This window comes from Streptomyces sp. NPDC058257, from assembly GCF_042881845.1.
Taxonomy (GTDB): domain Bacteria; phylum Actinomycetota; class Actinomycetes; order Streptomycetales; family Streptomycetaceae; genus Streptomyces.
The window spans coordinates 262,316-284,607 of sequence record NZ_JBHVXJ010000003.1 but is presented as its reverse complement, the minus strand read 5'-3'; the positions used below and the strand labels follow the sequence as shown (position 1 = coordinate 284,607).

Sequence of the window (22,292 nt, the reverse complement as noted above, 5' to 3'; positions counted from 1 at the left end):
CCGATGCCCGTACATCCGGGCAGAGGGAGGCCGGACGGCTCACAGGAGTGAACCGTCCGGCCTCTCGCATGGCGCGGCACGACACGACATGACATCTGTCATCCCGCACTCGGCACACACGACACTGCCGCCGTCGACCGCTTCTGGCGACGATGGACCACATGACGACGACCGCAGCACCGCCCGTCACCGCGGTGAGCTTCGAGAAGGTGACCAAGAGCTACGGGGACGTCCGCGCCGTGGACGACCTCACGCTCGACCTCCACCCCGGCGAGACGGTCGCGCTCCTGGGGCCGAACGGCGCGGGCAAGTCCTCCGCGCTCGACCTCCTCCTCGGCCTGCGGCGCGCGGACAGCGGCACCGTGCGGGTCTTCGGCACGAGCCCGCGCGAGGCGATCACCGCGGGCCGGGTCGGCGCGATGCTGCAGAGCGGCGGCCTGATGGGGGAGGTCACCATCCGCGAGCTGGTGCGGCTCGCCTGCGATCTGCACCCCCGGCCCCACCGCACGGACGACGTGCTGGCCGCGGCGGGCCTCACCCAGCTCGCCGACCGGAAGGTCGACAAGCTCTCCGGCGGCCAGGAACAGCGCGTCCGCTTCGCACTCGCGACCGCGGGCGCGAACGACCTGATCGTCCTGGACGAGCCGACCACCGGCATGGACGTCACCGTGCGCCAGGCCTTCTGGGCCACCATGCGCGAACAGGCGGACCAGGGCCGTACGGTCCTGTTCGCCACGCACTACCTGGAGGAGGCCGACGCGATCGCGGACCGGGTCCTCGTCCTGCACCGCGGCCGTCTCCTCGCGGACGGCACAGCTGCCGAGATCAAGGCGAAGGCCGGGGCGCGGAAGGTCTCGTTCGATCTCCCCGAGCTCGATCTCGCCGATTCCGGGCTCCGTGGGACGGACACCGCGCTCACGGAGAAGCTCCGCGCGCTGCCGTTCCTCACCGCCGCCGACGTGTCCGGCCACACCGTACGGCTCCAGTCGACGGACGCCGACGCCACCGTGCACGCGCTGTACGGGCTCGGCCTTTACCCCCGCAATCTTGAGGTCGCAGGCCTCGGCCTCGAACAGGCCTTCGTGGCGATCACCGCGGCCGAGGAGGCCAAGGCATGACACTGACCAAGCTGGAGATCATCCGTTCCCTGCGCAACAAGAAGTTCCTGTTCTTCTCGGTGGTCTATCCCTCGATGCTCTTCCTGATCATCGCGGGCGGCCAGGACAGCACGGAGATGGTGGGCGACACGGGGCTCGCGCTACCCGCCTTCTTCATGGTGTCGATGGCGTCGTTCGGCGCGCTCACCGCCGTCCTCATGGGCAACAGCGAGCGCATCGCCAAGGAGCGCGAGAGCGGCTGGGTCCGCCAGCTGCGTCTGACGAGCCTGCCGGGGCGCGGCTATGTCATCGCGAAGACCGCGAGCGCCGCCGTGGTCAGCCTGCCCTCGATCGTCGTGGTGTTCGTGGTCGCCGCCGCCGTCAAGGACGTACGCCTCGATGCCTGGCAGTGGCTGGCCCTGACCGGAGCGATCTGGGCGGGCAGCCTCTGCTTCGCCGCGCTCGGCGTGGCCATCGGCTATCTCGCGACCGGCGACGCCGTCCGCCCGATCACGATGATCGTGTACTTCGGGCTCTCCGTGCTCGGCGGCCTGTGGATGCCCACGGCCACTTTCCCGCAGTGGCTGAGCTCCATCGCCACCTGGCTGCCGACGCATGCGTACGCTGCCCTCGGACAGGCCATCGAACTGGGCGACGCCCCGCACACGAAGGACATCGCGCTCCTCGTCGGGTACTTCGTCCTCTTCGCAGGCGGCGCGGCATGGCTGTACCGGAAGGACACATCGAAGGCGTGAACGACACCGACTGCGCCGAGCCCGGCCACCCCCTGAAGAGCTTCGGCCGACCGGTGGCGGACCGCCGTCAGCTGCTCACCAAGTCGCTGTGGATCGGGATCTGGCTGGTCTTCCTGGCCAGTCCGGTGCAGGACCTGCTGCGGGCGGACCGCGGCGGCGCGGCCACGGTGTTCGGCTGGCTGGGGCTCGTGACCTTCGTGCTCTGCTATCTGACCCTGGTCTTCCGCTACACCTCCAAGGTGTTCGAGTGGCGTGTGGTGCACGTGTCGTTCGGGGTGCTGCTCGCGCTGGCCATCACCCTCTCCTTCGCCTTCGGCACGCCCTGGCTGGGGCTCTTCGTGTACGTGGCCGTGTCCGCCGGGGCCGTGCTTCCGATGCGGCACGCGGCGTGGGCCATCCCGGCCGTCACGGGCGTGATGATCCTGATCGGTCTGCGCACCGACAGCGTGGCGGACCTGCTCGGCAGCCTCGCCGTCCTCACCGTCCTGGTCGGCTTCGCGATGACCGGGGTGCGGGAGCTGGTCCGTACGACGATCGAGCTGCGCCAGGCGCGGGCCACCGTCGCCCAGCTGGCCGCCAACGAGGAGCGGCTGCGGCTCGCCCGCGATCTGCACGACCTCCTTGGCCACTCGCTCTCCCTGATCACGCTGAAGAGCGAGCTGGCAGGGCGGATGCTCCCGGCCCACCCCGACAAGGCCGCGCAGCAGGTGGCGGACATCGAGCAGGTCAGCCGCCAGGCCCTGGTGGACGTGCGCGAGGCGGTCTCCGGCTACCGCAGGCGCACCCTCACCGGCGAGCTCGCGGGCGCCCGCACGGCGCTCACCGCCGCCGGTGTCGTGGCCGACGTACCGCTGGAGGCGCCCGCCGTGCTGCCCGCCGAGGAGGGGGAGACGGCGCTGGCCTGGGCGCTGCGCGAGGCGGTGACCAACGTCGTGCGGCACAGCGGTGCGCGCCGCTGCACGGTGGCGTTCACGTCCCGGCACACCCTGGACGGTCCTGTCATCGAACTGTCGGTGGAGGACGACGGCACAGGCGGTTCCGCCGCCGCCCAGGGCAACGGTCTGACGGGCCTGACCGAGCGCGTGGAGGCGGTCGGCGGCATCCTCGACGTGGGGCCCGGCGCGCGGAGGGGCTTCAGACTCACGGCGCGGGTGCCGCTGGACAAGGCCGGGAGCGAGGGCGACGGTCTGCCCGGCGGCTCCGCCTCGGGATCTTCGGCTCTAGGATCCTCCGCATGAGTACGAACAGTGCGGGCGCCGCCGTAAGGGTGCTCCTCGCCGAGGATCAGTCGATGGTCCGCGAGGCGCTTGCGGCGCTGCTCGGCCTTGAGCCGGACATCGAGGTGGTGGTCCAGGTGGCCCGCGGCGACGAGGTGCTCGCCGCGGCGCGCGAGCACGCGGTGGACGTGGCGCTGCTCGACATCGAGATGCCGGGCAGGACGGGCATCGAGGCGGCGGCCGAACTCCACGCGGAGTTCCCCGGGTTGAAGATCGTGGTCCTCACCACGTTCGGCCGCCCCGGCTATCTCCGCAGCGCCATGGAGGCCGGTGCCGACGCCTTCCTGGTCAAGGACGCGCCCGCGTCCCAGCTCGCCGACGCGGTCCGCAAGGTCCTCGCGGGGGACCGGGTCATCGACCCCACGCTCGCGGCTGCGGCGCTCGCCGGGGGAGCGAACCCGCTCACCGACCGCGAGCGCGAGGTCCTGCGCGCGGCGGCGGACGGCGCCACCAACGCCGAACTGGCGACGGCCCTGCACCTCTCCCCGGGCACGGTCCGCAACTACCTCTCCACGGCCATCCAGAAGCTGGCCGTACGCAACCGCGCCGAGGCGGTCAACGTCGCCCGGGAGAAGGGCTGGCTCTGAACCGCCCCGCCAACTCCCTCAGTTCAGCATCGACCGCGCACCGTGCGCCTCCCGGCGCAGCCGCACCGCGGCCACCTCGTCGGTGGCGGCAATGACGTCGGCGTACGTATCGATCTCCATGGCGCCGGCCAGGAAGTCACCGCGCTGTACGAGGAGTTGGGCCCGTTCGTAGTGCAGTCGATCGGAGTGCTCGGGCAGCAGGAGGGAGAGTTCGACGGCCCAGAGCGCGACGTCCGAGCGCTCGGGGCGGGCCGCGGCCCACGCGCGGATGTTGTTGAGGACGCGCAGCACGATGTCGAGGGGCCCGGCGGGGCTCAGCATCGACGGCACGAGCGGCGCGCCCGTGGCGCCCGCCACCAGTAACTCCGCGTCCGGGTAGGGAAGTGCGGGACCTCCCGCGAACGGATTGGCGAGGACCTGCTCGCCGCGTGCGCCGAAGCCGACCACGAAGTGGCCGGGCAGAGCCACCCCGTGGACCGGGACGCCCGCGCGCCGGGCCACCTCGATCCACACTACCGACAGGAGGATGGGCAGGCCTCTGCGCCTGCGCAGCACTTCGTGCAGCAGCAAGGAGCGAAGGTGCTGGTAGTCGCCGGGCCTGCCCCTGAACCCGTAGCGCGTGCCCAGGAGTTCGGACAGCGCGAGTGCCCAGGACAGGGGGCCGTCGGCATGGTCCGGCGGTCGCTCGGCCAGCCGCTTGGCCAGCTGGTCGGCGAGCCGGTCGAGGATGTGCCGCGCCGCGCGCATCCCGGCGTCGTCGAGATCCGGGTCCGCCTCCGCTCCGATCAGCAGGCACAGCTGCGCGAGATCGGGCCGCGCGGACCGGGCCTGATCGGCGAAGAGGCAGCGCCGCTCCGGGGATTGGGGGTGCATAGGTCCTTCGTGCCCGGCCCGGCCGATCGATAGCGCTCCGATCTACCCCGCGCTGCCGCCCCCGTCGGTCAGGGATGCTTCCGGGCCCCTTTGAGGACCTTGTCGGCCGCGTCGCGCGGACCGTGGACGGCGAGCCCCACCATGGACGACTGACCAGCCGCCACGGCCCGTACCGCGGCGATGTCTGTCTCGGCGGTGGTTCTCGTGCGTCGAGACCGCCGAGCGGACCGCCGTCGCGTCTCGTACGTTTCTTGCATGGTGGCCCGCCAGGAGATCTGCGCACGGCGCCCGCCCGGCCGCGGACGCGTGTGCCACACCCCGCGTCTTCGCCGTGATCGACCGGACAGGTCCTAGTTGAGCATCGCCCGGGCGGCCCGCGCCTGGTCCCGCACGCGGTCAGCCGTGGTCGGCTCCACCGCCGTCACCACGTCGGCGTACGTCTCAAGCTCCGCCGCGCCCGCGAGGAAGTCGCCCCGCTGCACGAGGAGTTGAGCCCGCTCGTAACGCAGGCGCGCCGGGTGCGCGGGCAGCAGGAGGGAGAGTTCGACGGCCCAGAGCGCGACGTCCGAGCGCTCGGGGCGGGCCGCGGCCCACGCGCGGATGTTGTTGAGGATCCGCAGCACGATGTTCAGCGGATCGGTGGGCGTCAGCATCGAGGGGGACACCGTGCCGCCCGACGATCCGGCGACGAGCTGCTCCGCGTCCTCGCCCGTCAGGACCTGCCCGCCGGCGAACGGGTCGGTGAGCACCTGCTCGTCACGGGCGCCGAAGCCGACCACGAAGTGACCGGGCAGCGCGACGCCGTAGACGGGCGCGCCCGCCCGGCGCGCCACCTCGATCCACACCACCGAGAGCAGGATCGGCAGGCCGCGTCGGCGCCGCAGCACCTCGTGCAGGAGGGAGGATTCCAGACGCTGGTAGTCGGCGGGCGTTCCCATGAAGCCGCACCGGGCGCCGAGGAGTTCGGCGAGCGCCCCCGCCCACTCCCGTGCCCCACCAGGGCGGTAGGGCAGCTGCCCGGCGAGCCGGTCCAGCTCGATCTGCGCCGCGTCGATGCCGTCGTCACCGAGTTCGGGGTCCGCCTCCGCGCTCAGGAGGAGGCAGAGCAGGGACAGGTCGGGCCGCTCCGATCTGGCTTCCTCGGCGAAACGCCGCCGGGACGCGGCCGTCCTTGACTCCTCGTGCATGCGTGCCTCGTGCCTTACTTACCGAGCCGACCGGTAGAAGCTACCGAGCCGACGGGTATCGATAGTGGTGGTACGTGTGGTGCGCGGCGAAGCCAAGACTGCCGTACAGCGCCCGCGCACCCTCGTTGTCGTCCTCGACCTGGAGCCAGGCCGCCGACGCGCCTTCGGCGAGCGCCTGCCGGGACAGCGCGGCCATCACCGCGGTCGCCAGTCCCTGCCTTCGGTGCGCCGGATCCACCTCGACCGCCATGAATCCCGCCCAGCGCCCGTCCACGACGCACCGCCCGATCGCCGCGGGCCCCTCGTCGAAAGAGGCCCCGGGCACGGAAGCGAACCACACCGAGGGTCCGCCCGCCAGCACCTGGAGCACATGAGGTCCCGGCACGCTGAACCGCTTGTAGCGCCGCAGCCACGCCCCGTCGAAGGACCGCGAAAGACGCACCCGTTCCACCGCCGCCTCGGGCAGGTCCGGATCGCCGAGCGGCGCGAGAGCGCCGACATGGAGCTGCGCGCTCACCTCGCGCTCCCAGCCCCGCTCCTCGAGCTCCGCGCAGAGCAGCTCCTGGGTGCCGTCGGCGCCGGTCGCGGTCTGTATGTACGCGGGCAGCCCCCGCTCCTCGTACCACTGGCGTACGTGCGTAAGAGCCTGGTCCAGGGGCCGTCCCGGATCGCCGAGCGGCAGCACGGAGTTGGCCCGACGAGTGAAGCCCACCCGTCGCCCGACCGCCGCCCCTCCACGACGCGCTTCGCGCGGCCCCTCCTGAACTGCCGCCCGCAGCTCCCACTCGCCGAGCCGCTCGCTCTCGACGGGCTGCCAGGCGCGCGCGCAGACCCGGGCCAGTTCCGCGTAGGACGCCGCGGGGCCGCGCCTGCGGGCCGGGGCCGCGGGAACCACCTTGCCCGCCACCAGTGCGCTCTCCTCGACACGGACACGCTCACCGTCACGTCGTGTGATCAGCACCACACCGTCGTTCCACGATGTGAGAACACCCACCGTGTCGGTGAACTTGATCCCCGACCCCGCCCTTTGGTTCAGGCGGCGTACCGACACTCGTTTGCCCACGTCAGCAGGGGTGATGCGGACCTCAAGCCGTCCGCCCGCAGTGAATTCCACAGCTCTGTACGCCCCTCCTGTTCGGATCATGCCCGGGAACGGAGATACTAGAGGCGGGCATCGACGACGCCGCGCTCCCGCGCGCCAGGCGAGCGGAGCCTGAAGACGGCCCGCCAACGCCCGTATCGAGGAGGAACGACAGCGTGACCTACGTCATCGCGCAGCCTTGTGTCGACGTCAAGGACAAGGCGTGCATCGAGGAGTGCCCGGTCGACTGCATTTACGAGGGCTCCCGGTCCTTGTACATCCACCCGGACGAATGCGTCGACTGCGGAGCCTGTGAACCGGTCTGCCCGGTCGAGGCGATCTTCTACGAGGACGACACCCCGGAAGAGTGGAAGGACTACTACAAGGCGAACGTCGAGTTCTTCGACGAGCTCGGATCGCCCGGTGGTGCCAGCAAGCTCGGCCTGATCGAGCGCGACCACGCCTTCATCGCCGCATTGCCGCCGCAGAACCAGTAACGGCTGCTTGAAGCGCCGCCCCGGTCCCGTACGGCACATGTCGCTGTACGGGGCCGAGGCATTTGCCCACCCGCGGGCATTTGCCCACCCACGCATTACGGGAGTCAGTACGTGTCCGTAGTCTCCGGTCTCTCCGGCCGCCTTCCCGCCTTCCCCTGGGACAAGCTCGAGCCGTACAAGGCCACGGCGGCCGCCCATCCCGGCGGCATCGTCGACCTGTCGGTGGGCACCCCGGTCGACCCGGTTCCGGAGCTGATCCAGAAAGCGCTGGTCGCGGCGGCGGACTCACCGGGGTATCCGACGGTCTGGGGCACGCCCGAGCTGCGTGACGCGATCACCGGCTGGTGCGAGCGGCGCCTGGGCGCGCGTGACGTCACGCACCGCAACGTGCTGCCGATCGTGGGCTCCAAGGAACTGGTGGCCTGGCTCCCCACCCAGCTGGGCCTGGGCCCGGGTGACGTCGTCGCCTACCCCCGCCTGGCCTACCCGACGTACGAGGTGGGCGCCCGCCTCGCCCGCGCCGAGTACGTCGCCTACGACGACCCGACCGACCTCGACCCGACGGGCCTGCGGCTCCTCTGGCTCAACTCGCCGTCGAACCCGACCGGGCGAGTCCTGTCCAAGGAGGAGCTGACCTCCACGGTCGCCTGGGCGCGCGAGCACGGGGTGCTCCTCGTCAGCGACGAGTGCTACCTGGAGCTCGGCTGGGAGGCGGAGCCGGTCTCGGTCCTCCACCCGGACGTGTGCGGTGGTTCGTACGAGGGAATCCTCGCCGTCCACTCGCTCTCCAAGCGGTCGAACCTCGCGGGCTACCGCGCGGCGTTCGTCGCCGGTGACGCGGACGTCCTTGGCGACCTGCTCCAGATCCGCAAGCACGGCGGCATGATGACGTCCGCGCCGACGCAGGCGGCGGTCGTCGCGGCGCTCGGCGACGACCAGCACGTGCGCGAGCAGCGCGAACGGTACCTGGCGCGGCGCACCGCCCTGCGCGACGCCCTGCTCCGGCACGGCTTCCGCATCGAGCACAGCGAGGCGAGCCTCTACCTCTGGGCGACCCGTGACGAGTCCTGCTGGGACACGGTCGGCCACCTCGCGGACCTCGGCATCCTCGTGGCCCCCGGTGACTTCTACGGCTCGGCGGGCGACCGCTTCGTACGCGTCGCGCTGACGGCGACGGACGAGCGCGTGGCCGCGGCGGTCGAGCGGCTCGCCTGAGACGAGAGCGGGCGGCACGCGAGGAGGGCCCGGAGCCACTGGCTCCGGGCCCTCCTCGCGTGTGCGTGACGGTCAGCCGAGCGGCAGGCTCTTGACCGGCAGCTGGTCGGTGGGCAGGCCGCCCTTGGTGAGCGAGTCGGTGGGCAGGCCCTCGCCGACGGCGTCGGTGGGCAGACCGTCCTTGGTGGCCGTGCCCGCGGTCTCGCCGACCGTGTTGCCGGCGTTGCCCGCGAGGTCACCGGCGGCCTTCTGCGCCACGGGGGTCGTGGTCTTGGCGGTCGTGCCGACGACCCTGCCCGCGGTCGGGACGCCCTTCTTCACGGCCTTGCTGCCGGTCTCACCCGCGAGACCGGTGCTGCTCTGGGCCGCGCCGTCGACGGTGTTGCCCAGGTTGGCACCGTCCAGGGCGGTCACACCGCCCAGGTCGGGGGTGGCCGGGAGTTCGGCGGCGCTTGCGGAGCCGGCCGCACCGACCACGGGAGCCGCCCCCGCTGCGATGAGCAGCGCGGCGCGGGCGATCCGACGGGTCAGGGGGAGGGACATGATGCTCCTTCAGACGGGAGAGAACGTTGGTGTGTCCGGCCGGATGGGGCCCGGCGCCTGGACGCAGTGACTACCGCTCGAAGCCCTCGAAGGTTGCGGTGGCCCAACGTAAAGAATTAGCAATGCATCGCATTATCAGCTGTGGATAAAAACGGGCAAAGGGACTGCGTCGTGCGGGCCTGCTGAATCGTTCATCCCCTTTGTTCGCAAGGGGTTTGGCATGTACGGGGAGGGGCGCGCGGAAGCCTGGGTGGCAGGTCGCCCGTGCGTGATCAGCGTGGCCCGATCGGGTGATCATCCGTACTACTGACCAAGGACAATTCGAACCTCGTCCGTGCCGGTCCCGGCTCCGCCGAGCTGTCCGCCCGCGCCCGTCTTGCCTGCCTTGCCCGGCATGCGCCATTCCTTGCCGGGATTCGCGGCGCTCCATTCCCGGCCGCCGTACGAGACGCGTTCGATGCCGAGCGTGGACGCCTGGGCCACCGCCCAGTGCGCGAGCTCCCAGCCCCGCTGCCCGGCCCCGCCCTCCGCGCTTGCCGCCGTGGCCTCCACCGGCACGGTGAGCGTGCCGCCGCGGCCCCTCGTGGGCGCCACGGCGCGGCCGAAGTCGCGGACCAGGGCGGCCCGCACCTTCGCCGGGTCGCCGGGCTCCTCGGCCGAGCGGCCCTCACAGGTGAAGGTGGCGGGGGCGCGGCCGTCCAGTGCGGCGGTGAGCAGCACGGCGTCCGGCTCGTGCTTCGCGTACGCCTGGGGGAAGCCGCTGCGCTGCACGCGCTGGGCGGCGACGGTCAGGGGCAGGCGTGAATAGCCGGGGATCTCCTTGAGATGGACGTAGAAACGCGCCGCCGAGTACGCCGGGTCCATGATCTGTTCCGCGTTGCCCCAGCCCTGCGACGGCCGCTGCTGGAAGAGGCCGAGCGAGTCCCGGTCACCGCGGCCGACATTGCGGAGGCCGGACTCCTGAAGGGCCGTCGCGAGGGCGATCGTGACCGCGCGCTCCGTCATGCCGCGCGAGGTGCCCACGGCGGCGACCGTCGCCGCGTTCTGCGCCTGATCGGCGCCGAGTTCGTACGACGCCCCGTCGCCGTTGCCCGAGACGACCGTGCAGCGTGGAGCGGCCCTGCCCCCGAAGACGTACTGCACCACCACGTAACCCACGAGCGCGAGAAGGACCGCGACGGCCGCCCCGATACGCACGAGGCGACCGTGCCGGACGAGGGTGCGGGGCTCAGGCACGCGACCAAGGTACTGGAGGCCACCGACAAGGCGGTGCTCCTGGGGCCTCTCGTTCGGATGGGCCTGATCCGAACGAGAGGCGCTGGTGGCGTTAGGGTCGAAGCCATGGCCCAGACCTCACACGACATGCCGCTCGACCTCACCCTCGACGCCGCCGCGCTCACCGCCCAGCTGGTCGATTTCCCGTCGCCGAGCGGCCAGGAGAAAGCACTCGCGGACGCGATCGAGACCGCCCTGCGCGGCCTGCCGCACCTCACGGTGGACCGGCACGGCAACAACGTGGTGGCGCGCACGAACCTGGGCCGGGCCGAGCGCGTCATCCTCGCCGGGCACATCGACACCGTCCCGATCGCGGACAACGTGCCCTCGCGCCTGGACGAGGACGGCGTCCTGTGGGGCTGCGGCACCTGCGACATGAAGTCGGGCGTCGCCATCCAGCTGCGCATCGCGCAGACCGTGACCGAGCCGAACCGCGACCTCACGTTCGTCTTCTACGACAACGAAGAGGTCGCCGCCCATCTCAACGGCCTCGGCCATGTCGCGCAGGCGCACCCCGACTGGCTCGCGGGCGACTTCGCGATCCTCCTGGAGCCGACGGACAACCAGGTCGAGGGCGGCTGCCAGGGCACGCTGCGGGTCCTCCTGAAGACGAAGGGCACGCGCGCGCACTCCGCGCGCGCGTGGATGGGGTCGAACGCCATCCACAAGGCCGCGCCGATCCTGGCGAAGCTCGCCGCGTACGAGGCGCGCACGCCGGTGGTCGACGGCCTCCGGTTCCACGAGGGCCTCAACGCCGTCAGCGTGGAGGGCGGCGTCGCGACCAACGTCATCCCCGACGAGTGCACCGTGGCCGTCAACTTCCGCTACGCGCCGGACCGCTCCGAGGACGAGGCACTCGCCTTCGTGCGCGACTACTTCGCCGACTGCGACATCGACGAGTTCATCGTCGACGACCACACGGGCGGGGCACGCCCCGGCCTCGACCACCCGGCCGCGGCGGCCTTCATGGCGGCGGTCGGCGGCGAGGCGAAGCCCAAGTTCGGCTGGACGGACGTCTCCCGCTTCAGCGCGCTCGGCGTGCCCGCCGTGAACTACAGCCCGGGCGATCCGCTGCTCGCCCACAAGATCGACGAGCGCGTGCGGGTCTCGCTGATCCCGGAGGCCGAGAAGCGGCTGAGCGGCTGGCTGACATCCTGAGTTCCCACAAGGATGCCTCGTCTGTAACGCCCTTGGACCTACGCTGAAGAGGCACGTCGAGCAAGACCGTCAGCGGAAGGGGACGTTCATGGGTAGTCCAGAGGGGCAGGGCCCGCCGGAGGAGCAGCACTTGGGGCCTGTGGTGCGGCGGCGTGAGCAGATCACCTCCGGCACGACCGACCAGCGGCTCCTCGACACGGACGCCGAGGGCGAGTCCGAGTGGGTGCACACCGACCCCTGGCGGGTCATGCGCATCCAGTCGGAGTTCGTGGAAGGCTTCGGCGCGCTCGCCGAACTCCCCAGCGCCATCAGCGTCTTCGGCTCGGCACGCACACCGGTCGACTCGCCCGAGTACGAAGCGGGCATCCGCATCGGCAAGGCCCTCGTCGACGCGGGCTTCGCCGTGATCACCGGGGGCGGCCCCGGCGCCATGGAGGCGGCCAACAAGGGCGCGCGCGAGGCCAAGGGCGTCTCCGTCGGCCTGGGCATCGAGCTGCCCTTCGAGCAGGGTCTCAACGAGCACGTCGACATCGGCGTGAACTTCCGCTACTTCTTCGTACGGAAGACCATGTTCGTGAAGTACGCGCAGGGCTTCGTGGTCCTGCCCGGCGGCCTCGGCACCCTGGACGAGCTCTTCGAGGCCCTCACCCTCGTCCAGACCCGCAAGGTGACCCGCTTCCCGATCGTGCTCTTCGGCTCCGAGTACTGGGGCGGGCTCGTCGACTGGCTCCGCGACACGGTGATCGCGGGCGGCAAGGCGGCGGAGCGCGATCTGCATCTCTTCCACATCACTGACGACGTGGACGAGGCGGTCGCCCTGGTGACCAAGGAAGTCGGCCGGTAGGCAGCCGGCCCGACCCCGCCGGGCGGCTTCCTGTCCGCACGCCCGGCGCTCGTTCTTCCGTCCTTGCGGCGGCCCCCCCCCGCCGGGCCATGTGTCCTTACGCCAGTCCCCGCCTGGCCACAGCCGGGTCCCGGTGTCCGGCGATCGTCGCGACCATGTCGAGCACCTGCCGCGTCTCCGCGACCTCGTGCACCCGGTACACCTGCGCCCCGAGCCACGCCGACACCGCGGTCGTCGCCAGGGTCCCCAGGACGCGCTCCTTGACCGGCTTGTCGAGCGTCTCGCCGACGAAGTCCTTGTTGGACAGGGAGACCAGGACGGGCCACTCCGTCTCGACCATCTCCCCGAGCCGCCGCGTCGCCTCAAGGGAGTGCCGCGTGTTCTTCCCGAAGTCGTGCCCGGGGTCGATCATCACGGACTCACGCGGCACCCCGAGCGCGACCGCGCGCTCGGCGAGGCCCAGGGTGACCGAGAGAATGTCGGCCATGACGTCCTCGTACGTCACCCGGTGCGGTCGGGTCCGCGGCTCGGCGCCACCGGCATGCGTGCACACCAGGCCCACTCCATAGCGCGCGGCCACCTCCGCGAGCCGGGGGTCGACCCCGCCCCACGCGTCGTTCAGGAGATCGGCCCCCGCCTCGCAGACCGCCTCACCGACGTCGTGCCGCCAGGTGTCGACGCTGATGACGACATCAGGGAAACGTTTGCGCACATCCGCCACGAAACCGACCGTCCGCCGCGCCTCCTCCTCGGCCGTTACTTCCTCACCGGGACCGGCCTTGACCCCGCCGATGTCGATGATGGCGGCGCCCTCCGACACCGCCTGCTCGACGCGGGCGAGCGCGGGCTCGTCGCGGAACGTGGCGCCCTGGTCGTAGAACGAGTCAGGGGTCCGGTTCACGATCGCCATGATCACCGGCTCGTGCGCGTCGAATTCACGCCTGCCAAGCCTGAGCATCCCCTGTGAGCCTCTCTGTCGGAGCCGTGGTTCGGCCGCCTGCGACCTTAACTGTCACAGGCGCATGGCACGATCAGACCCTGACAGTTTGAGCACGGCAGTCGAGCGTGGGGGCCTGAAGAGATGGTCTTGTTCTTGTTCCTGGTCGTCGCCCTCGTCGTGGTGGTCGGCGCGGTGACGCTTGCCGTGGTCGGCGGCGGGGAGCGTGCCGCGCTGCCCGACGTGCCGGCCGAGCGGTTCACCGACCCGCTGCCACCGGACCGCGCCCTGCGCCGCGCCGACGTGGAGGCACTGCGCTTCCCGCTGACCGTGCGCGGCTATCGCATGGTGGAAGTGGACGACGCCCTCGGCCGCCTCGCCGCCGAACTGGCCGAGCGCGACGCCCACATCGCGGAGCTGGAGGCGGCACTCGCCGGGGCCCAGGCCACCGCGGTCGGCGGACCAGGCCTCTTCCTCAAGACGCACGCCCCGGCGACGACCCCCCAGGACCAGGAAACAACGAAGGACGCTGTCGAAGAGGAGAACGGCCAGTGAGCGGTGACGCGGTGGCGGGACCGGACGGCAGACTGCGCTGTCCCTGGGGCCTCTCGACCGAGGACTACGTGGCGTACCACGACGAGGAGTGGGGCCGCCCGGTCCACGGGGACGACGCCCTGTACGAGCGGCTCTGCCTGGAGGCCTTCCAGTCGGGCCTCTCCTGGATCACGATCCTGCGCCGCCGCGAGGGCTTCCGGGCCGCCTTCGCCGGGTTCAAGATCGCCGAGGTCGCCCGGTTCACGGACGCCGACCGTGAGCGGCTCCTCGCCGACCCCGGCATCATCCGCAACCGCGCCAAGGTCGACGCGACCCTCGCCAACGCGCGCGTGCTCGCCGACTGGGCCGACGGCGACCTCGACGAGCTCATCTGGTCGCACGCCCCGGACCCGGCATCGCGCAGGGCCCCGGGCACCCTGGCCGACGTACCGGCCATCACACCCGAGTCCACGGCCCTGTCCAAGGACCTGAAGAAGCGCGGCATCCGGTTCGTCGGCCCCACCACGGCGTACGCGCTGATGCAGGCCTGCGGCCTGGTCGACGACCACCTGGAGGACTGCGTGATCCGCGTCCCCCAGGGTCTTTGACGACAGGCTCTAGCGGCCGAGGTACTTGGGCTTCGCCTTGTCCAGGAACGCCTGGACGGCGATCGCGTGGTCCTCGGACGCGCCCGCCTTCGCCTGGAGTTCGTCCTCCTTCTCCAGGGCCTCCTCCAGGGTGTGGCCCGCCGCGTAGGCGAGCGACTCCTTGAGCGCCCCGTACGCGAGGGTCGGGCCCTCGGCCAGGGTGCGGGCCAGCTTCTGGGCCTCGGCCGCCAACTCGGCCTCGGGGACGACCTTGTTGGCGATGCCCAGGTCGTACGCCTCCTGTGCGCCGATGTTGCGCGGGAACAGGAGGAGATCGGCGGCGCGGCCCGGCCCGATCAGGCGCTGCAAGGTCCAGGAGACGCCCGAGTCGGCGGTCAGCGCGACCCCGGCGAAGGACGTGTTGAAACGCGCGGTGTCCGCGACGATCCGGTAGTCGGCGGCGAGCGCGAAGCCGAAGCCCGCCCCGGCCGCGACGCCGTTGACGCCCGCGACGACCGGCTTGGCCATCCCGGTCAGCGCGCGCAGCACCGGGTTGTAGTGCTCCCGCACCGTGCTCATCGTCTGTCCGGTGCCCGACGCGCGGTCCGCCATGAGCGAACCCACGTGCTCTTTCAGGTCCTGCCCCACGCAGAAGGCGCGCCCGGTGGCGGTGAGCAGGACCGCGCGGACCGCCGGGTCCGACTCGGCCGACCGCGCCGCCTCCCGCAGGGCGACCTTGGCCTCGGTGTTCATCGCGTTCATCGCCTCGGGGCGGTTCAGCGTGATGGTCGCGAGCCCGTCGCTCACCTCGTAGAGCACGGTGTCGGCCATGGTGAATCCCCTCCAGTGGTCCTGCGCCGGTCATCTTTGTCCGAGCACAGCATGACGGAGGTCCCAGGGCTCCGGCATGAGGGGAGATATGTGACCTGCGTCAAAGAATTACTGGTCCAGCAGGTGTGACGAGCGGCGCAGTATCGCAGCCACATCGGCGAATTGGGTGGTTTTGCGGGCGCGCGTTGCGCAAGCGATGCAGACCGATGTTGGTCATCGGGTCCTGCCATGCGGGATAATGGCCAAGAAGCAATATGTTCGATGCCGGTGACACCTGGGTTGTCGGCTGCGATGAGCTGGTTTCAGGAAGGGGAACGAGCATGGCGGCCATGAAGCCGCGAACGGGCGACGGCCCGCTCGAGGTGACCAAGGAGGGGCGGGGCATCGTCATGCGCGTTCCGCTCGAAGGCGGCGGACGACTTGTCGTCGAACTGACTCCGGACGAGGCCGATGCACTCGGCGACGCCCTGAAGAAGGTCGTCGGCTGACGCGGAAGCGCTCACACTCTTTCACTGCCCCGGGCACCTTCATGGTGCCCGGGGCAGTGCTATGTCCAGGGCGGTGGAGAGCCCCGAAGGGGCGCGGGGAGCTGCGCGACCAGCCACGAAGCACCCGCGGAGAACGCTGCTCGCCCTTGCCCTTGCGGAGCGCTGCGCTCAGCGCTTGACGGCGCAGAGGAGCCCGTCGCCCACCGGGAGCAGCGCCGGCATCAGGTCGTGGCTCTCGCGCACGGTGCGAAGGAGTTCGCGGGTCCGGAGCACCTCGGCGGGCTGCGGGCCGGAGTCCACCGTCCGGCCGTCGGCGAAGGCACCCTCGAAGCAGACGAGGCCGCCGGGGCGCAGCAGGCGCAACGATTCAGCGAGGTAGTCCAGGTACTCCGTGCGGTCGCCGTCACAGAAGACGAGGTCGTAGCCACCGTCGGCGAGCCTGGGCAGTACGTCGAGTGCGCGGCCGGGGATGAACCGTGCCCGATTGCCGGCGAATCCGGCGGCGCGGAAGGCCTCCCGCGCGAACTGCTGGCGGTCGGGCTCGGGGTCGACGGTGGTCAGGACGCCGTCGGGCCGCATTCCGTGCAGCAGGTGGAGGCCGGACACGCCCGTGCCCGTCCCGATCTCGGCGACGGCCTTGGCGTCCGCCGTGGCGGCCAGCATGCGCAGCGCGGCGCCGGTACCGGGAGACACCGAGGGCAGCCCTGCTTCCTGGGCTCGGTCACGGGCCCAGCGTGCTGCTTCGTCCTCGGCGACAAAGGCGTCGGCGAACGCCCAGCTCGTCTGCCGGTTGCCGGTAATGGCCCTCTCCTGTCCCCGTGGATGCCTGGCCGTGACTGTATCCGTTGGGGGCGGGAACCCGCAGATGGGACCGGGCGTTTAGTAGGGGTAGGTGGACGCCGGGGGTAACGAATGGATCAAGACTGGCCGCGGGCCCTTCGACCAGGCAGGACGCCTGGCAGGGAGCTCGTACCAAATTCCAGTAAAAACACTTATCCGGAGCTAACGGGCGAGGTGGTTATGGTAGGGGCTCCACTGGACACCACCAGAGCCGACAGGGGAGGTGCGGCTGCGTCTGCGGATCGGGGAGGAGCGCTGAGGCGCTTTCTCAGGTTGGCGGGTGAGCCGAAATCTGTGACCGACACCGCTGACCGATTCCACACTGCCAGCTCCGCTCAGACCGCGACCTTTGCCGCTGACGCGGAATCGCAGGCGTGGACTCCCCCCACCTGGGAGGAGATCGTCAGCACGCACAGCGGGCGGGTCTATCGCCTGGCGTACCGCCTGACCGGCAATCAGCACGACGCCGAGGACCTTACACAAGAAGTCTTCGTCCGTGTCTTCCGGTCCCTGTCGACCTACACCCCCGGCACGTTCGAGGGCTGGCTGCACCGCATCACCACGAACCTCTTCCTGGACATGGTGCGCCGCAAGCAGCGCATCCGCTTCGACGCCCTCGGGGACGACGCGGCGGAGCGCCTTCCCAGCCGTGAGCCCTCGCCGCAGCAGGTCTTCAACGACACGCACTTCGACGCGGACGTGCAGCAGGCTCTTGACACCCTCGCTCCCGAGTTCCGTGCGGCAGTGGTCCTGTGTGACATCGAGGGCCTCTCGTACGAAGAGATCGCCGCGACCCTGGGCGTCAAGCTGGGCACGGTCCGCAGCCGTATCCACCGTGGCCGCTCGCAGTTGCGCAAGGCCCTTCAGCACCGGTCGCCCGAAGCCCGCGCCGAGCGTCGCTCGCTCGCAGGAGCCGTGGCGCTGGGAGGAGGGGGCGCGACCGCGTGAGTGGATCACGGTCGAATCCTGTCGAGCGGCGTCTGGCCGAGCAGCATCTGGGGGACCGACTCGCCGCCCTGGTGGACGGCGAGTTGGGCCATGACGCGCGTGAGCGAGTCCTCGCTCATCTCGCGACCTGTCCGAAGTGCAAGATCGAGGCCGACGCGCAGCGGCGGCTCAAGAGTGTCTTCGCCGAGGTGGCGCCGCCGCCTCCCTCCGAGAGTTTCCTCGCCCGCCTCCAGGGTCTTCCCGGCGGCGGCAGCGAGCCTCCCTCCGGTCCCAAGCCTCCTGGGACCGGAGGCTTCGCCACGGCGGACACCGAGTCGGGGCTGCCCCCGACCGGAGTCTTCGGCGTGCGGCCCGGCACCTTCGGTTACGCACCTTCGGGTGCCCATGCCGCGGTGCTGCCGAGCACGGGGCGCGGTTTCCGTATCCATGACGTCGACCGGCACGACGTCGGTCGTCACGAGGCGGCAGAGCGGTCGATGTGGCGCGGGCGGCGGTTCGCCTTCGCCGCCGCCGGTGCGGTGTCGCTGGCCGCGATAGCCCTTGGCGGCGTCACGACGGGCGTTCCCGCGGACCCGGGCGGCTCGCGCGCGGGCTCGGGCAGCAGCACCAACAGCAATGCGTCGCCGCTGCGTTCGCAGGGTTCGGGCGCCACCACGGCTCCCGATTCCATGCGCCGCCGTGGCAGCGGCCCGCTGACGGCCCAGGGCCCGCGTCCCGGTGTCCTGGCGGCGCCGGTCGCGCCGACGCAGGCTGCCGGGCCCCTGTTGCCCGGGGTGACGGCGAAGGGTCCGCGCATCCAGCAGCCCGAGTCCGTGTCCGCCAGGCACGAGGTGACGGCGCCGATGCTGACCGGGGCGGCGATCATGTCTCCCTTGATCCGTCCGATCCCTCCCGCCGCACCGAAAGGCATGTCTCCTGCTGGTTCGGTGCCGACCCTGGGCGGCGTCGCTTCGGACACCGGGGCGGATCCGGCGCGCACCGCGGCGGCCTCGCCCCTCGAAGGCACGCTGCAGGGCACTTCGCAGATCCGCTGACGTGCTCTGCGCTTCGGCGCGGGAACCTGGTTGAATCCTTGGTGGGCCGTGCCTGCCCGAGGCTTGTGGCGGGCGCGGAGTTGAGCATGTGAACGGCGTCCGCCGTAGGCCAGGTGTGGGGAGAGCATGGACGAGGGCAAGCCCACGAAGGCGAAATGGTGGAGCCGTCCCAAGTCGGCGTCCGCGCCTGACGGAACGGATGCGGGGGCGGCAGCGGCCGCCGGACGAGCGGAGGACACGTCCGGCGACTTCACGCTGGCCGCGGCGACCCCGCCTGCGGCGATGCCGGGGGGTGAGGCTGTGCCGGGTTCGTCCTCCCCGCCGGGGGGTGAGTCTGTGCCGGGTTCTGTGTCCGTGCCGAGTTCCGAGCCTTCGCGGGGTTCGGCTTGCGTGCCGGTGGGTGAGCCTGCGGCTGGCTCTGCCTCTGTGCACGCGCCGGGGGCTGCGTCCGTGCCGGGTTCGGACTCCGTTCCGGGTTCTCAGCCCGCGCCGGGGTCTGCCGCCTCCGCGCATGGCTCTGAGAGCGCGTCGGGGTCCGCCGCCTCCCCTCCAGATGCTGAGCCCGCGCCCAGCCCCGCGCCCGTACCCGTGCCGGACTCCACGCCCGGTCCCGTACCCCCGCCCGGCTCAGCCGAGGCGTTTCCGGCCGACTCGGCGCCAGCCGACGTCACCCCGGCCGCCGCCGCACCCGCCGAGCGCCCCCGCCCACTGCACGACCCCGATCCGTACAGCACCCCGCCCTACGGCGAGCCGGGTCCCTGGGCCCCCGCCCCGCCCGTGCAGCACCCGGCGGCGACCCCTGCGCACGGCACGCAGCTCCCGGCGGCCCACAGCGGAACCCCGCCGCACGGCACCCCGAACCCCACGCCCCCGCAAGGCGTCGCCCCGCAGCCACCGCCCCACCCGCAACAGCCCCAGGCTCCCGCCCCCGCCCCTCCCCGTCAGCCCTACGACCCCTGGAACGCCCCCCTCCAGCAGACCGGTGCCGTCCCTGTCGACGAGGAGAAGCAGAAGAAGCGTGGGCGGCGGATCATCCTGGTCGGGGTCGCGGTCATCACCCTCGTGGCCGGCGGTGTCGGGGGAGTCCTCGGGGCCTATCTCGAGCGCAACGGCGGCGGTACGGACATCGAGCTGCCGCAGGCGGACTCCAAGAGCAAGGCGCGGGCCAAGGACAGCGTCGCCGGGATCGCGGCGAGCTCGCTGCCCGGCGTCGTGACCCTGCACGTCAGCGGCGCCGAGGCGCAGGGCACCGGGACCGGCTTCGTGCTCGACGGCACGGGCCACATCCTCACCAACAACCACGTGGTCGAGCCCGCAGGGACCGGCGGCGAGATATCGGTGACGTTCAGCGGCGGCGAGACCGCCAAGGCGGAGGTCATCGGCCGCGACTCCGGGTACGACCTCGCCGTGGTCAAGGTCTCCAGGGTGCGCGGACTCAAGCCGCTGCCCCTCGGCAACTCCGAGAACGTCCAGGTGGGCGACCCCGTGGTGGCCATCGGCGCCCCCTTCGACCTGGAGAACACCGTCACCTCCGGCATCATCAGCGCCAAGGACCGGCCCATCACCGCCGGTGGGGAGAAGGGCGACGGCAGCGACATCAGTTACGTCGACGCGCTCCAGACCGACGCCCCCATCAACCCCGGGAACTCCGGCGGCCCCCTTGTCGACTCCGAGGCCCGGGTCATCGGCATCAACAGCGCCATTCGCTCCGCCGACGACAGCTCGGCGCCCGGCGGCGGCCAGGCCGGTTCGATAGGGCTCGGCTTCGCCATCCCCATCAACCAGGGCAAGCGCGTCGCCGAAGAGCTGATCAACACCGGCAAGGCCACGCACCCCGTGATCGGTGTCACGCTCGACATGGAGTACTCGGGCGACGGCGCCCGCGTCGGCGACAAGGGCAAGGACGACGGCCCGGCCGTGAACAAGGGCGGCCCCGGCGATCGCGCCGGGATCAAGCCGGGCGACGTCATCACCGAGGTGGACGGCCAGCGCATCCACTCCGGCGACGAGCTCATCGTAAAGATCCGTGCACACCGGCCCCAGGACAGTCTCGAATTGACGGTCCAGCGTGCCGGAAAGGACCGGAAAGTGACGCTCGTGCTCGGTGCGTCGAGCGGCGACTGATCCACGTCTGTCGCCCAGCGGCTACCGGACGGACAGGAACGCCGGGTACCGTGGACCCGGTCCGGATGGCAAGGAGCTAAAGGTGTTCTCAGACATTGGCCCGCTCGAGGTAGTGGCGCTGATCATCCTCGCTGTGCTCGTTTTCGGCCCGGACAAGCTTCCCAAGCTGATTCAGGACGCCTCGCGCACCATCCGTAAGATCCGCGAATTCTCCGACAGCGCCAAGGAAGACATTCGCAGCGAACTCGGCCCGGAATTCAAGGACTTCGAGTTCGAGGACCTGAATCCGAAGACCTTCATCCGCAAGCAGATCGACAACGACGAGCTCGGTCTGAAGGAAATCCGGAACGGCTTCGACCTCAAGAAGGAGATGGCCGAGGTCACGGATGCCGTGCACGGGCGTGAGAGTGAATCCGCCGACGGCGCGGCCGCCACGTCCAGCGCGTCCGACGCGGCCGGTGACCGTGTGGACATGGCCAAGAAGGACGGCCGTATCGACATGGACAAGAAGCCCGGGAAGGCCGCACCCGCCGAGCACCCGCCGTTCGACGCGGACGCCACCTGACCTCCGTCCGATGACCTCCGGCCGGCCTGTGTCCGACCTCCGCAGGGTCTCCTCCTGACCTTCGCCCGACCTCCTGCGAGGCCCCCTCGTGCGCCCCCGAGCGCGCCCCGGGACACTCCCTTTGAGACACCCCTCCGCCTACCGGTGTACCAGCTTCCGGAACGGGTGTGGCTATCCTGCCTTGTTGTCCGGCTGAGGACGCCCGAGGGGGGCGGGCCCATCGGACCGATGAGATCGAGGAGGCGGCCGGGTACATGGAGACGACAAGTCGCGTAGGCGCACAGGCGCCGGCCGCGGACGGCGGCGCGCAAGCGAAGCCCTCCGCCCGGCGCACGGTCGAGAGCTATCTGCTGGCGCCCTTCCCCTGGTACGGCCTCGACGAGGCCTTCACGGGGCAGCGCTGGCTGATGCAGGTCGGCACCGCCGCGGACGGCGCGGTGGAGCACGGCTCCATCGGGCACGGCGATGAGCCGTCGGTACGGAGCGACGGACCCTTCGGGAACAGCGACAAGGAGCGCTTCGCGGCCGTGGTGACCGTCGCGGCCAACCCGGTGCGGCACAGCCCGGACGGCACGGGCCTGCTGGAGGCGACCTCGGTGTCGTCCGCGGCCTGGCTGGCCGGAGTGGGGCTGCTGTCCTTCACCTGGCCCAATCAGATGGACCACAGCCTGCGTGACGACTGGCTGGACCAGCAGACCGAGACGGCCTGGGTCCTCGCCGACGACCTTCAGGGCGAGGACTGGTCGACGCTCTCGCTCCCGGTGGACGGGGTGCCGACCTCGTTCCACTACCGCGAGTCCGAGTTCGGCTGGGTGCTCGCCGGGTCCACCAAGGAGGGCGTGCACCTGGGCGCGTACGGACGCGGCATGAGCGCGTACGGCCTGGGCTTCTCGGTGGTCAAGGACATCCACGAGTACGCGGCCTGAGCGCTCCGCCGGAAACGCGGTGACGAGCCTCGGGCCGGTGGGGGCTGGTCGTACGGTTCCCGCGCCGCTTACGGGTGCGCGGCATCGAC

Annotated in this window: 24 protein-coding genes and 1 pseudogene; 16 read left to right on the top strand and 9 right to left on the bottom strand. The window is 71.1% G+C overall.

Annotation, left to right across the window (positions count from 1 at the left end):
* Window positions 1–152: 152 nt before the first annotated feature.
* From ACFVXC_RS10250 to ACFVXC_RS10235, 4 genes are read left to right on the top strand one after another with little or no spacing between them, the layout of a single operon-like run.
* On the top strand, window positions 153–1,118 hold the full coding sequence (locus ACFVXC_RS10250) for an ABC transporter ATP-binding protein (protein ID WP_389903570.1): 966 nt from the start codon (window positions 153–155) through the stop codon (window positions 1,116–1,118).
* Window positions 1,115–1,852 carry an ABC transporter permease gene (locus ACFVXC_RS10245; RefSeq protein WP_389903567.1) on the top strand — a complete coding sequence of 246 codons (738 nt, stop codon included), beginning with the start codon at window positions 1,115–1,117 and terminating at the stop codon, window positions 1,850–1,852. Before ACFVXC_RS10250 ends, ACFVXC_RS10245 begins: the two co-directional genes overlap by 4 nt.
* On the top strand, window positions 1,819–3,090 hold the full coding sequence (locus ACFVXC_RS10240; RefSeq protein WP_389903565.1) for a sensor histidine kinase: 1,272 nt from the start codon (window positions 1,819–1,821) through the stop codon (window positions 3,088–3,090). The genes ACFVXC_RS10245 and ACFVXC_RS10240 overlap by 34 nt, the downstream gene beginning before the upstream one ends.
* Complete coding sequence (locus tag ACFVXC_RS10235; protein ID WP_389903563.1) at window positions 3,087–3,716, top strand: response regulator; 630 nt, start codon at window positions 3,087–3,089, stop codon at window positions 3,714–3,716. The genes ACFVXC_RS10240 and ACFVXC_RS10235 overlap by 4 nt, the downstream gene beginning before the upstream one ends.
* An 18-nt stretch (window positions 3,717–3,734) precedes the next feature.
* Here ACFVXC_RS10235 and ACFVXC_RS10230 read toward each other — a convergent pair whose 3' ends face one another.
* From ACFVXC_RS10230 to ACFVXC_RS10215, 4 genes and pseudogenes are all read right to left on the bottom strand, one after another.
* Entirely contained in the window at window positions 3,735–4,589 is an 855-nt protein-coding gene (locus ACFVXC_RS10230) for a transglutaminase family protein (protein WP_389903561.1), read from the bottom strand.
* 68 nt (window positions 4,590–4,657) lie between these two features.
* Window positions 4,658–4,768: pseudogene (locus tag ACFVXC_RS10225) on the bottom strand (DUF2000 domain-containing protein); the annotation flags it as partial.
* A gap of 171 nt (window positions 4,769–4,939) precedes the next feature.
* Window positions 4,940–5,776 carry a tetratricopeptide repeat protein gene (locus tag ACFVXC_RS10220; protein WP_389903559.1) on the bottom strand — a complete coding sequence of 279 codons (837 nt, stop codon included), beginning with the start codon at window positions 5,774–5,776 and terminating at the stop codon, window positions 4,940–4,942.
* A gap of 40 nt (window positions 5,777–5,816) precedes the next feature.
* Entirely contained in the window at window positions 5,817–6,890 is a 1,074-nt protein-coding gene (locus tag ACFVXC_RS10215; protein ID WP_389903557.1) for a GNAT family N-acetyltransferase, read from the bottom strand.
* Window positions 6,891–7,033: 143 nt separating this feature from the next.
* On the opposite strand from ACFVXC_RS10215, the gene fdxA reads away from it, so the two are divergent.
* Both fdxA and ACFVXC_RS10205 read left to right on the top strand, forming a co-directional pair.
* Entirely contained in the window at window positions 7,034–7,354 is a 321-nt protein-coding gene (gene fdxA / locus ACFVXC_RS10210) for a ferredoxin (RefSeq protein ID WP_030573070.1), read from the top strand.
* A 111-nt stretch (window positions 7,355–7,465) separates the two neighbouring features.
* On the top strand, window positions 7,466–8,569 hold the full coding sequence (locus ACFVXC_RS10205; RefSeq protein ID WP_389903555.1) for a bifunctional succinyldiaminopimelate transaminase/glutamate-prephenate aminotransferase: 1,104 nt from the start codon (window positions 7,466–7,468) through the stop codon (window positions 8,567–8,569).
* A 72-nt stretch (window positions 8,570–8,641) separates the two neighbouring features.
* Here the strand turns inward: ACFVXC_RS10205 and ACFVXC_RS10200 are convergent, their stop codons facing one another.
* The gene (locus ACFVXC_RS10200; RefSeq protein ID WP_389903554.1) at window positions 8,642–9,112 is read right to left on the bottom strand and encodes an ATP-binding protein; all 471 of its coding nucleotides are present in this window, start codon (window positions 9,110–9,112) and stop codon (window positions 8,642–8,644) included.
* 303 nt (window positions 9,113–9,415) lie between these two features.
* Window positions 9,416–10,348 carry a heavy metal transporter gene (locus tag ACFVXC_RS10195; protein ID WP_389903551.1) on the bottom strand — a complete coding sequence of 311 codons (933 nt, stop codon included), beginning with the start codon at window positions 10,346–10,348 and terminating at the stop codon, window positions 9,416–9,418.
* Between the two features lie 105 nt (window positions 10,349–10,453).
* Here ACFVXC_RS10195 and dapE point away from each other — a divergent pair, with 105 nt between their 5' ends.
* Window positions 10,454–11,545 (top strand): succinyl-diaminopimelate desuccinylase, encoded by a 1,092-nt coding sequence (dapE, locus tag ACFVXC_RS10190; RefSeq protein ID WP_389903549.1) that lies wholly within the window; start codon window positions 10,454–10,456, stop codon window positions 11,543–11,545.
* Between the two features lie 88 nt (window positions 11,546–11,633).
* Entirely contained in the window at window positions 11,634–12,389 is a 756-nt protein-coding gene (locus tag ACFVXC_RS10185) for a TIGR00730 family Rossman fold protein (RefSeq protein WP_389903547.1), read from the top strand.
* A 97-nt stretch (window positions 12,390–12,486) separates the two neighbouring features.
* Here ACFVXC_RS10185 and folP read toward each other — a convergent pair whose 3' ends face one another.
* Window positions 12,487–13,347, bottom strand: a complete 861-nt coding sequence (gene folP / locus ACFVXC_RS10180; protein ID WP_389903544.1) for a dihydropteroate synthase — start codon at window positions 13,345–13,347, stop codon at window positions 12,487–12,489.
* Window positions 13,348–13,470: 123 nt separating this feature from the next.
* On the opposite strand from folP, the gene ACFVXC_RS10175 reads away from it, so the two are divergent.
* Entirely contained in the window at window positions 13,471–13,881 is a 411-nt protein-coding gene (locus ACFVXC_RS10175) for a DivIVA domain-containing protein (protein WP_389903543.1), read from the top strand.
* Window positions 13,878–14,468, top strand: a complete 591-nt coding sequence (locus ACFVXC_RS10170) for a DNA-3-methyladenine glycosylase I (protein WP_389903541.1) — start codon at window positions 13,878–13,880, stop codon at window positions 14,466–14,468. The genes ACFVXC_RS10175 and ACFVXC_RS10170 overlap by 4 nt, the downstream gene beginning before the upstream one ends.
* Before the next feature lie 9 nt (window positions 14,469–14,477).
* On the opposite strand, the gene ACFVXC_RS10165 is transcribed toward ACFVXC_RS10170, so the two are convergent.
* Entirely contained in the window at window positions 14,478–15,278 is an 801-nt protein-coding gene (locus ACFVXC_RS10165) for an enoyl-CoA hydratase/isomerase family protein (RefSeq protein ID WP_389903539.1), read from the bottom strand.
* Window positions 15,279–15,598: 320 nt separating this feature from the next.
* Between ACFVXC_RS10165 and ACFVXC_RS10160 the strand changes: the two genes are divergently transcribed.
* On the top strand, window positions 15,599–15,766 hold the full coding sequence (locus ACFVXC_RS10160) for a DUF3117 domain-containing protein (RefSeq protein WP_003966491.1): 168 nt from the start codon (window positions 15,599–15,601) through the stop codon (window positions 15,764–15,766).
* A 168-nt stretch (window positions 15,767–15,934) separates the two neighbouring features.
* On the opposite strand, the gene ACFVXC_RS10155 is transcribed toward ACFVXC_RS10160, so the two are convergent.
* On the bottom strand, window positions 15,935–16,633 hold the full coding sequence (locus tag ACFVXC_RS10155) for an O-methyltransferase (protein ID WP_389904411.1): 699 nt from the start codon (window positions 16,631–16,633) through the stop codon (window positions 15,935–15,937).
* A 153-nt stretch (window positions 16,634–16,786) separates the two neighbouring features.
* Between ACFVXC_RS10155 and sigE the strand changes: the two genes are divergently transcribed.
* From sigE to ACFVXC_RS10130, 5 genes are all read left to right on the top strand, one after another.
* Window positions 16,787–17,554: an RNA polymerase sigma factor SigE gene (gene sigE, locus ACFVXC_RS10150; RefSeq protein ID WP_344528354.1), complete on the top strand. Its 768-nt coding sequence runs from the start codon at window positions 16,787–16,789 to the stop codon at window positions 17,552–17,554.
* The gene (locus tag ACFVXC_RS10145) at window positions 17,551–18,588 is read left to right on the top strand and encodes a zf-HC2 domain-containing protein (protein ID WP_389903537.1); all 1,038 of its coding nucleotides are present in this window, start codon (window positions 17,551–17,553) and stop codon (window positions 18,586–18,588) included. The genes sigE and ACFVXC_RS10145 overlap by 4 nt, the downstream gene beginning before the upstream one ends.
* 282 nt (window positions 18,589–18,870) lie before the next feature.
* Entirely contained in the window at window positions 18,871–20,712 is a 1,842-nt protein-coding gene (locus tag ACFVXC_RS10140) for a trypsin-like peptidase domain-containing protein (RefSeq protein ID WP_389904408.1), read from the top strand.
* 82 nt (window positions 20,713–20,794) lie between these two features.
* Window positions 20,795–21,277 carry a sec-independent translocase gene (locus ACFVXC_RS10135; protein WP_389903534.1) on the top strand — a complete coding sequence of 161 codons (483 nt, stop codon included), beginning with the start codon at window positions 20,795–20,797 and terminating at the stop codon, window positions 21,275–21,277.
* 254 nt (window positions 21,278–21,531) lie between these two features.
* A complete protein-coding gene (locus ACFVXC_RS10130) occupies window positions 21,532–22,203 on the top strand; it encodes a hypothetical protein (RefSeq protein ID WP_389903532.1) in 672 nt (223 codons plus the stop codon).
* Window positions 22,204–22,292: the final 89 nt, after the last annotated feature.

What these genes read in the sequence shown, in the direction of transcription:
- ACFVXC_RS10230 (WP_389903561.1), bottom strand. Translation starts at nt 4,589, where the DNA reads ATGCACCCCCAATCCCCGGAGCGGCGCTGCCTCTTCGCCGATCAGGCC.
- ACFVXC_RS10245 (WP_389903567.1), top strand. Translation starts at nt 1,115, where the DNA reads ATGACACTGACCAAGCTGGAGATCATCCGTTCCCTGCGCAACAAGAAG.
- ACFVXC_RS10200 (WP_389903554.1), bottom strand. Translation starts at nt 9,112, where the DNA reads ATGTCCCTCCCCCTGACCCGTCGGATCGCCCGCGCCGCGCTGCTCATC.
- ACFVXC_RS10140 (WP_389904408.1), top strand. Translation starts at nt 18,871, where the DNA reads ATGCCGGGGGGTGAGGCTGTGCCGGGTTCGTCCTCCCCGCCGGGGGGT.
- ACFVXC_RS10250 (WP_389903570.1), top strand. Translation starts at nt 153, where the DNA reads ATGGACCACATGACGACGACCGCAGCACCGCCCGTCACCGCGGTGAGC.
- ACFVXC_RS10185 (WP_389903547.1), top strand. Translation starts at nt 11,634, where the DNA reads ATGGGTAGTCCAGAGGGGCAGGGCCCGCCGGAGGAGCAGCACTTGGGG.
- sigE (WP_344528354.1), top strand. Translation starts at nt 16,787, where the DNA reads ATGGTAGGGGCTCCACTGGACACCACCAGAGCCGACAGGGGAGGTGCG.
- ACFVXC_RS10175 (WP_389903543.1), top strand. Translation starts at nt 13,471, where the DNA reads ATGGTCTTGTTCTTGTTCCTGGTCGTCGCCCTCGTCGTGGTGGTCGGC.
- dapE (WP_389903549.1), top strand. Translation starts at nt 10,454, where the DNA reads ATGGCCCAGACCTCACACGACATGCCGCTCGACCTCACCCTCGACGCC.
- ACFVXC_RS10165 (WP_389903539.1), bottom strand. Translation starts at nt 15,278, where the DNA reads ATGGCCGACACCGTGCTCTACGAGGTGAGCGACGGGCTCGCGACCATC.
- ACFVXC_RS10160 (WP_003966491.1), top strand. Translation starts at nt 15,599, where the DNA reads ATGGCGGCCATGAAGCCGCGAACGGGCGACGGCCCGCTCGAGGTGACC.
- ACFVXC_RS10220 (WP_389903559.1), bottom strand. Translation starts at nt 5,776, where the DNA reads ATGCACGAGGAGTCAAGGACGGCCGCGTCCCGGCGGCGTTTCGCCGAG.
- ACFVXC_RS10130 (WP_389903532.1), top strand. Translation starts at nt 21,532, where the DNA reads ATGGAGACGACAAGTCGCGTAGGCGCACAGGCGCCGGCCGCGGACGGC.
- ACFVXC_RS10240 (WP_389903565.1), top strand. Translation starts at nt 1,819, where the DNA reads ATGGCTGTACCGGAAGGACACATCGAAGGCGTGAACGACACCGACTGC.
- ACFVXC_RS10235 (WP_389903563.1), top strand. Translation starts at nt 3,087, where the DNA reads ATGAGTACGAACAGTGCGGGCGCCGCCGTAAGGGTGCTCCTCGCCGAG.
- folP (WP_389903544.1), bottom strand. Translation starts at nt 13,347, where the DNA reads ATGCTCAGGCTTGGCAGGCGTGAATTCGACGCGCACGAGCCGGTGATC.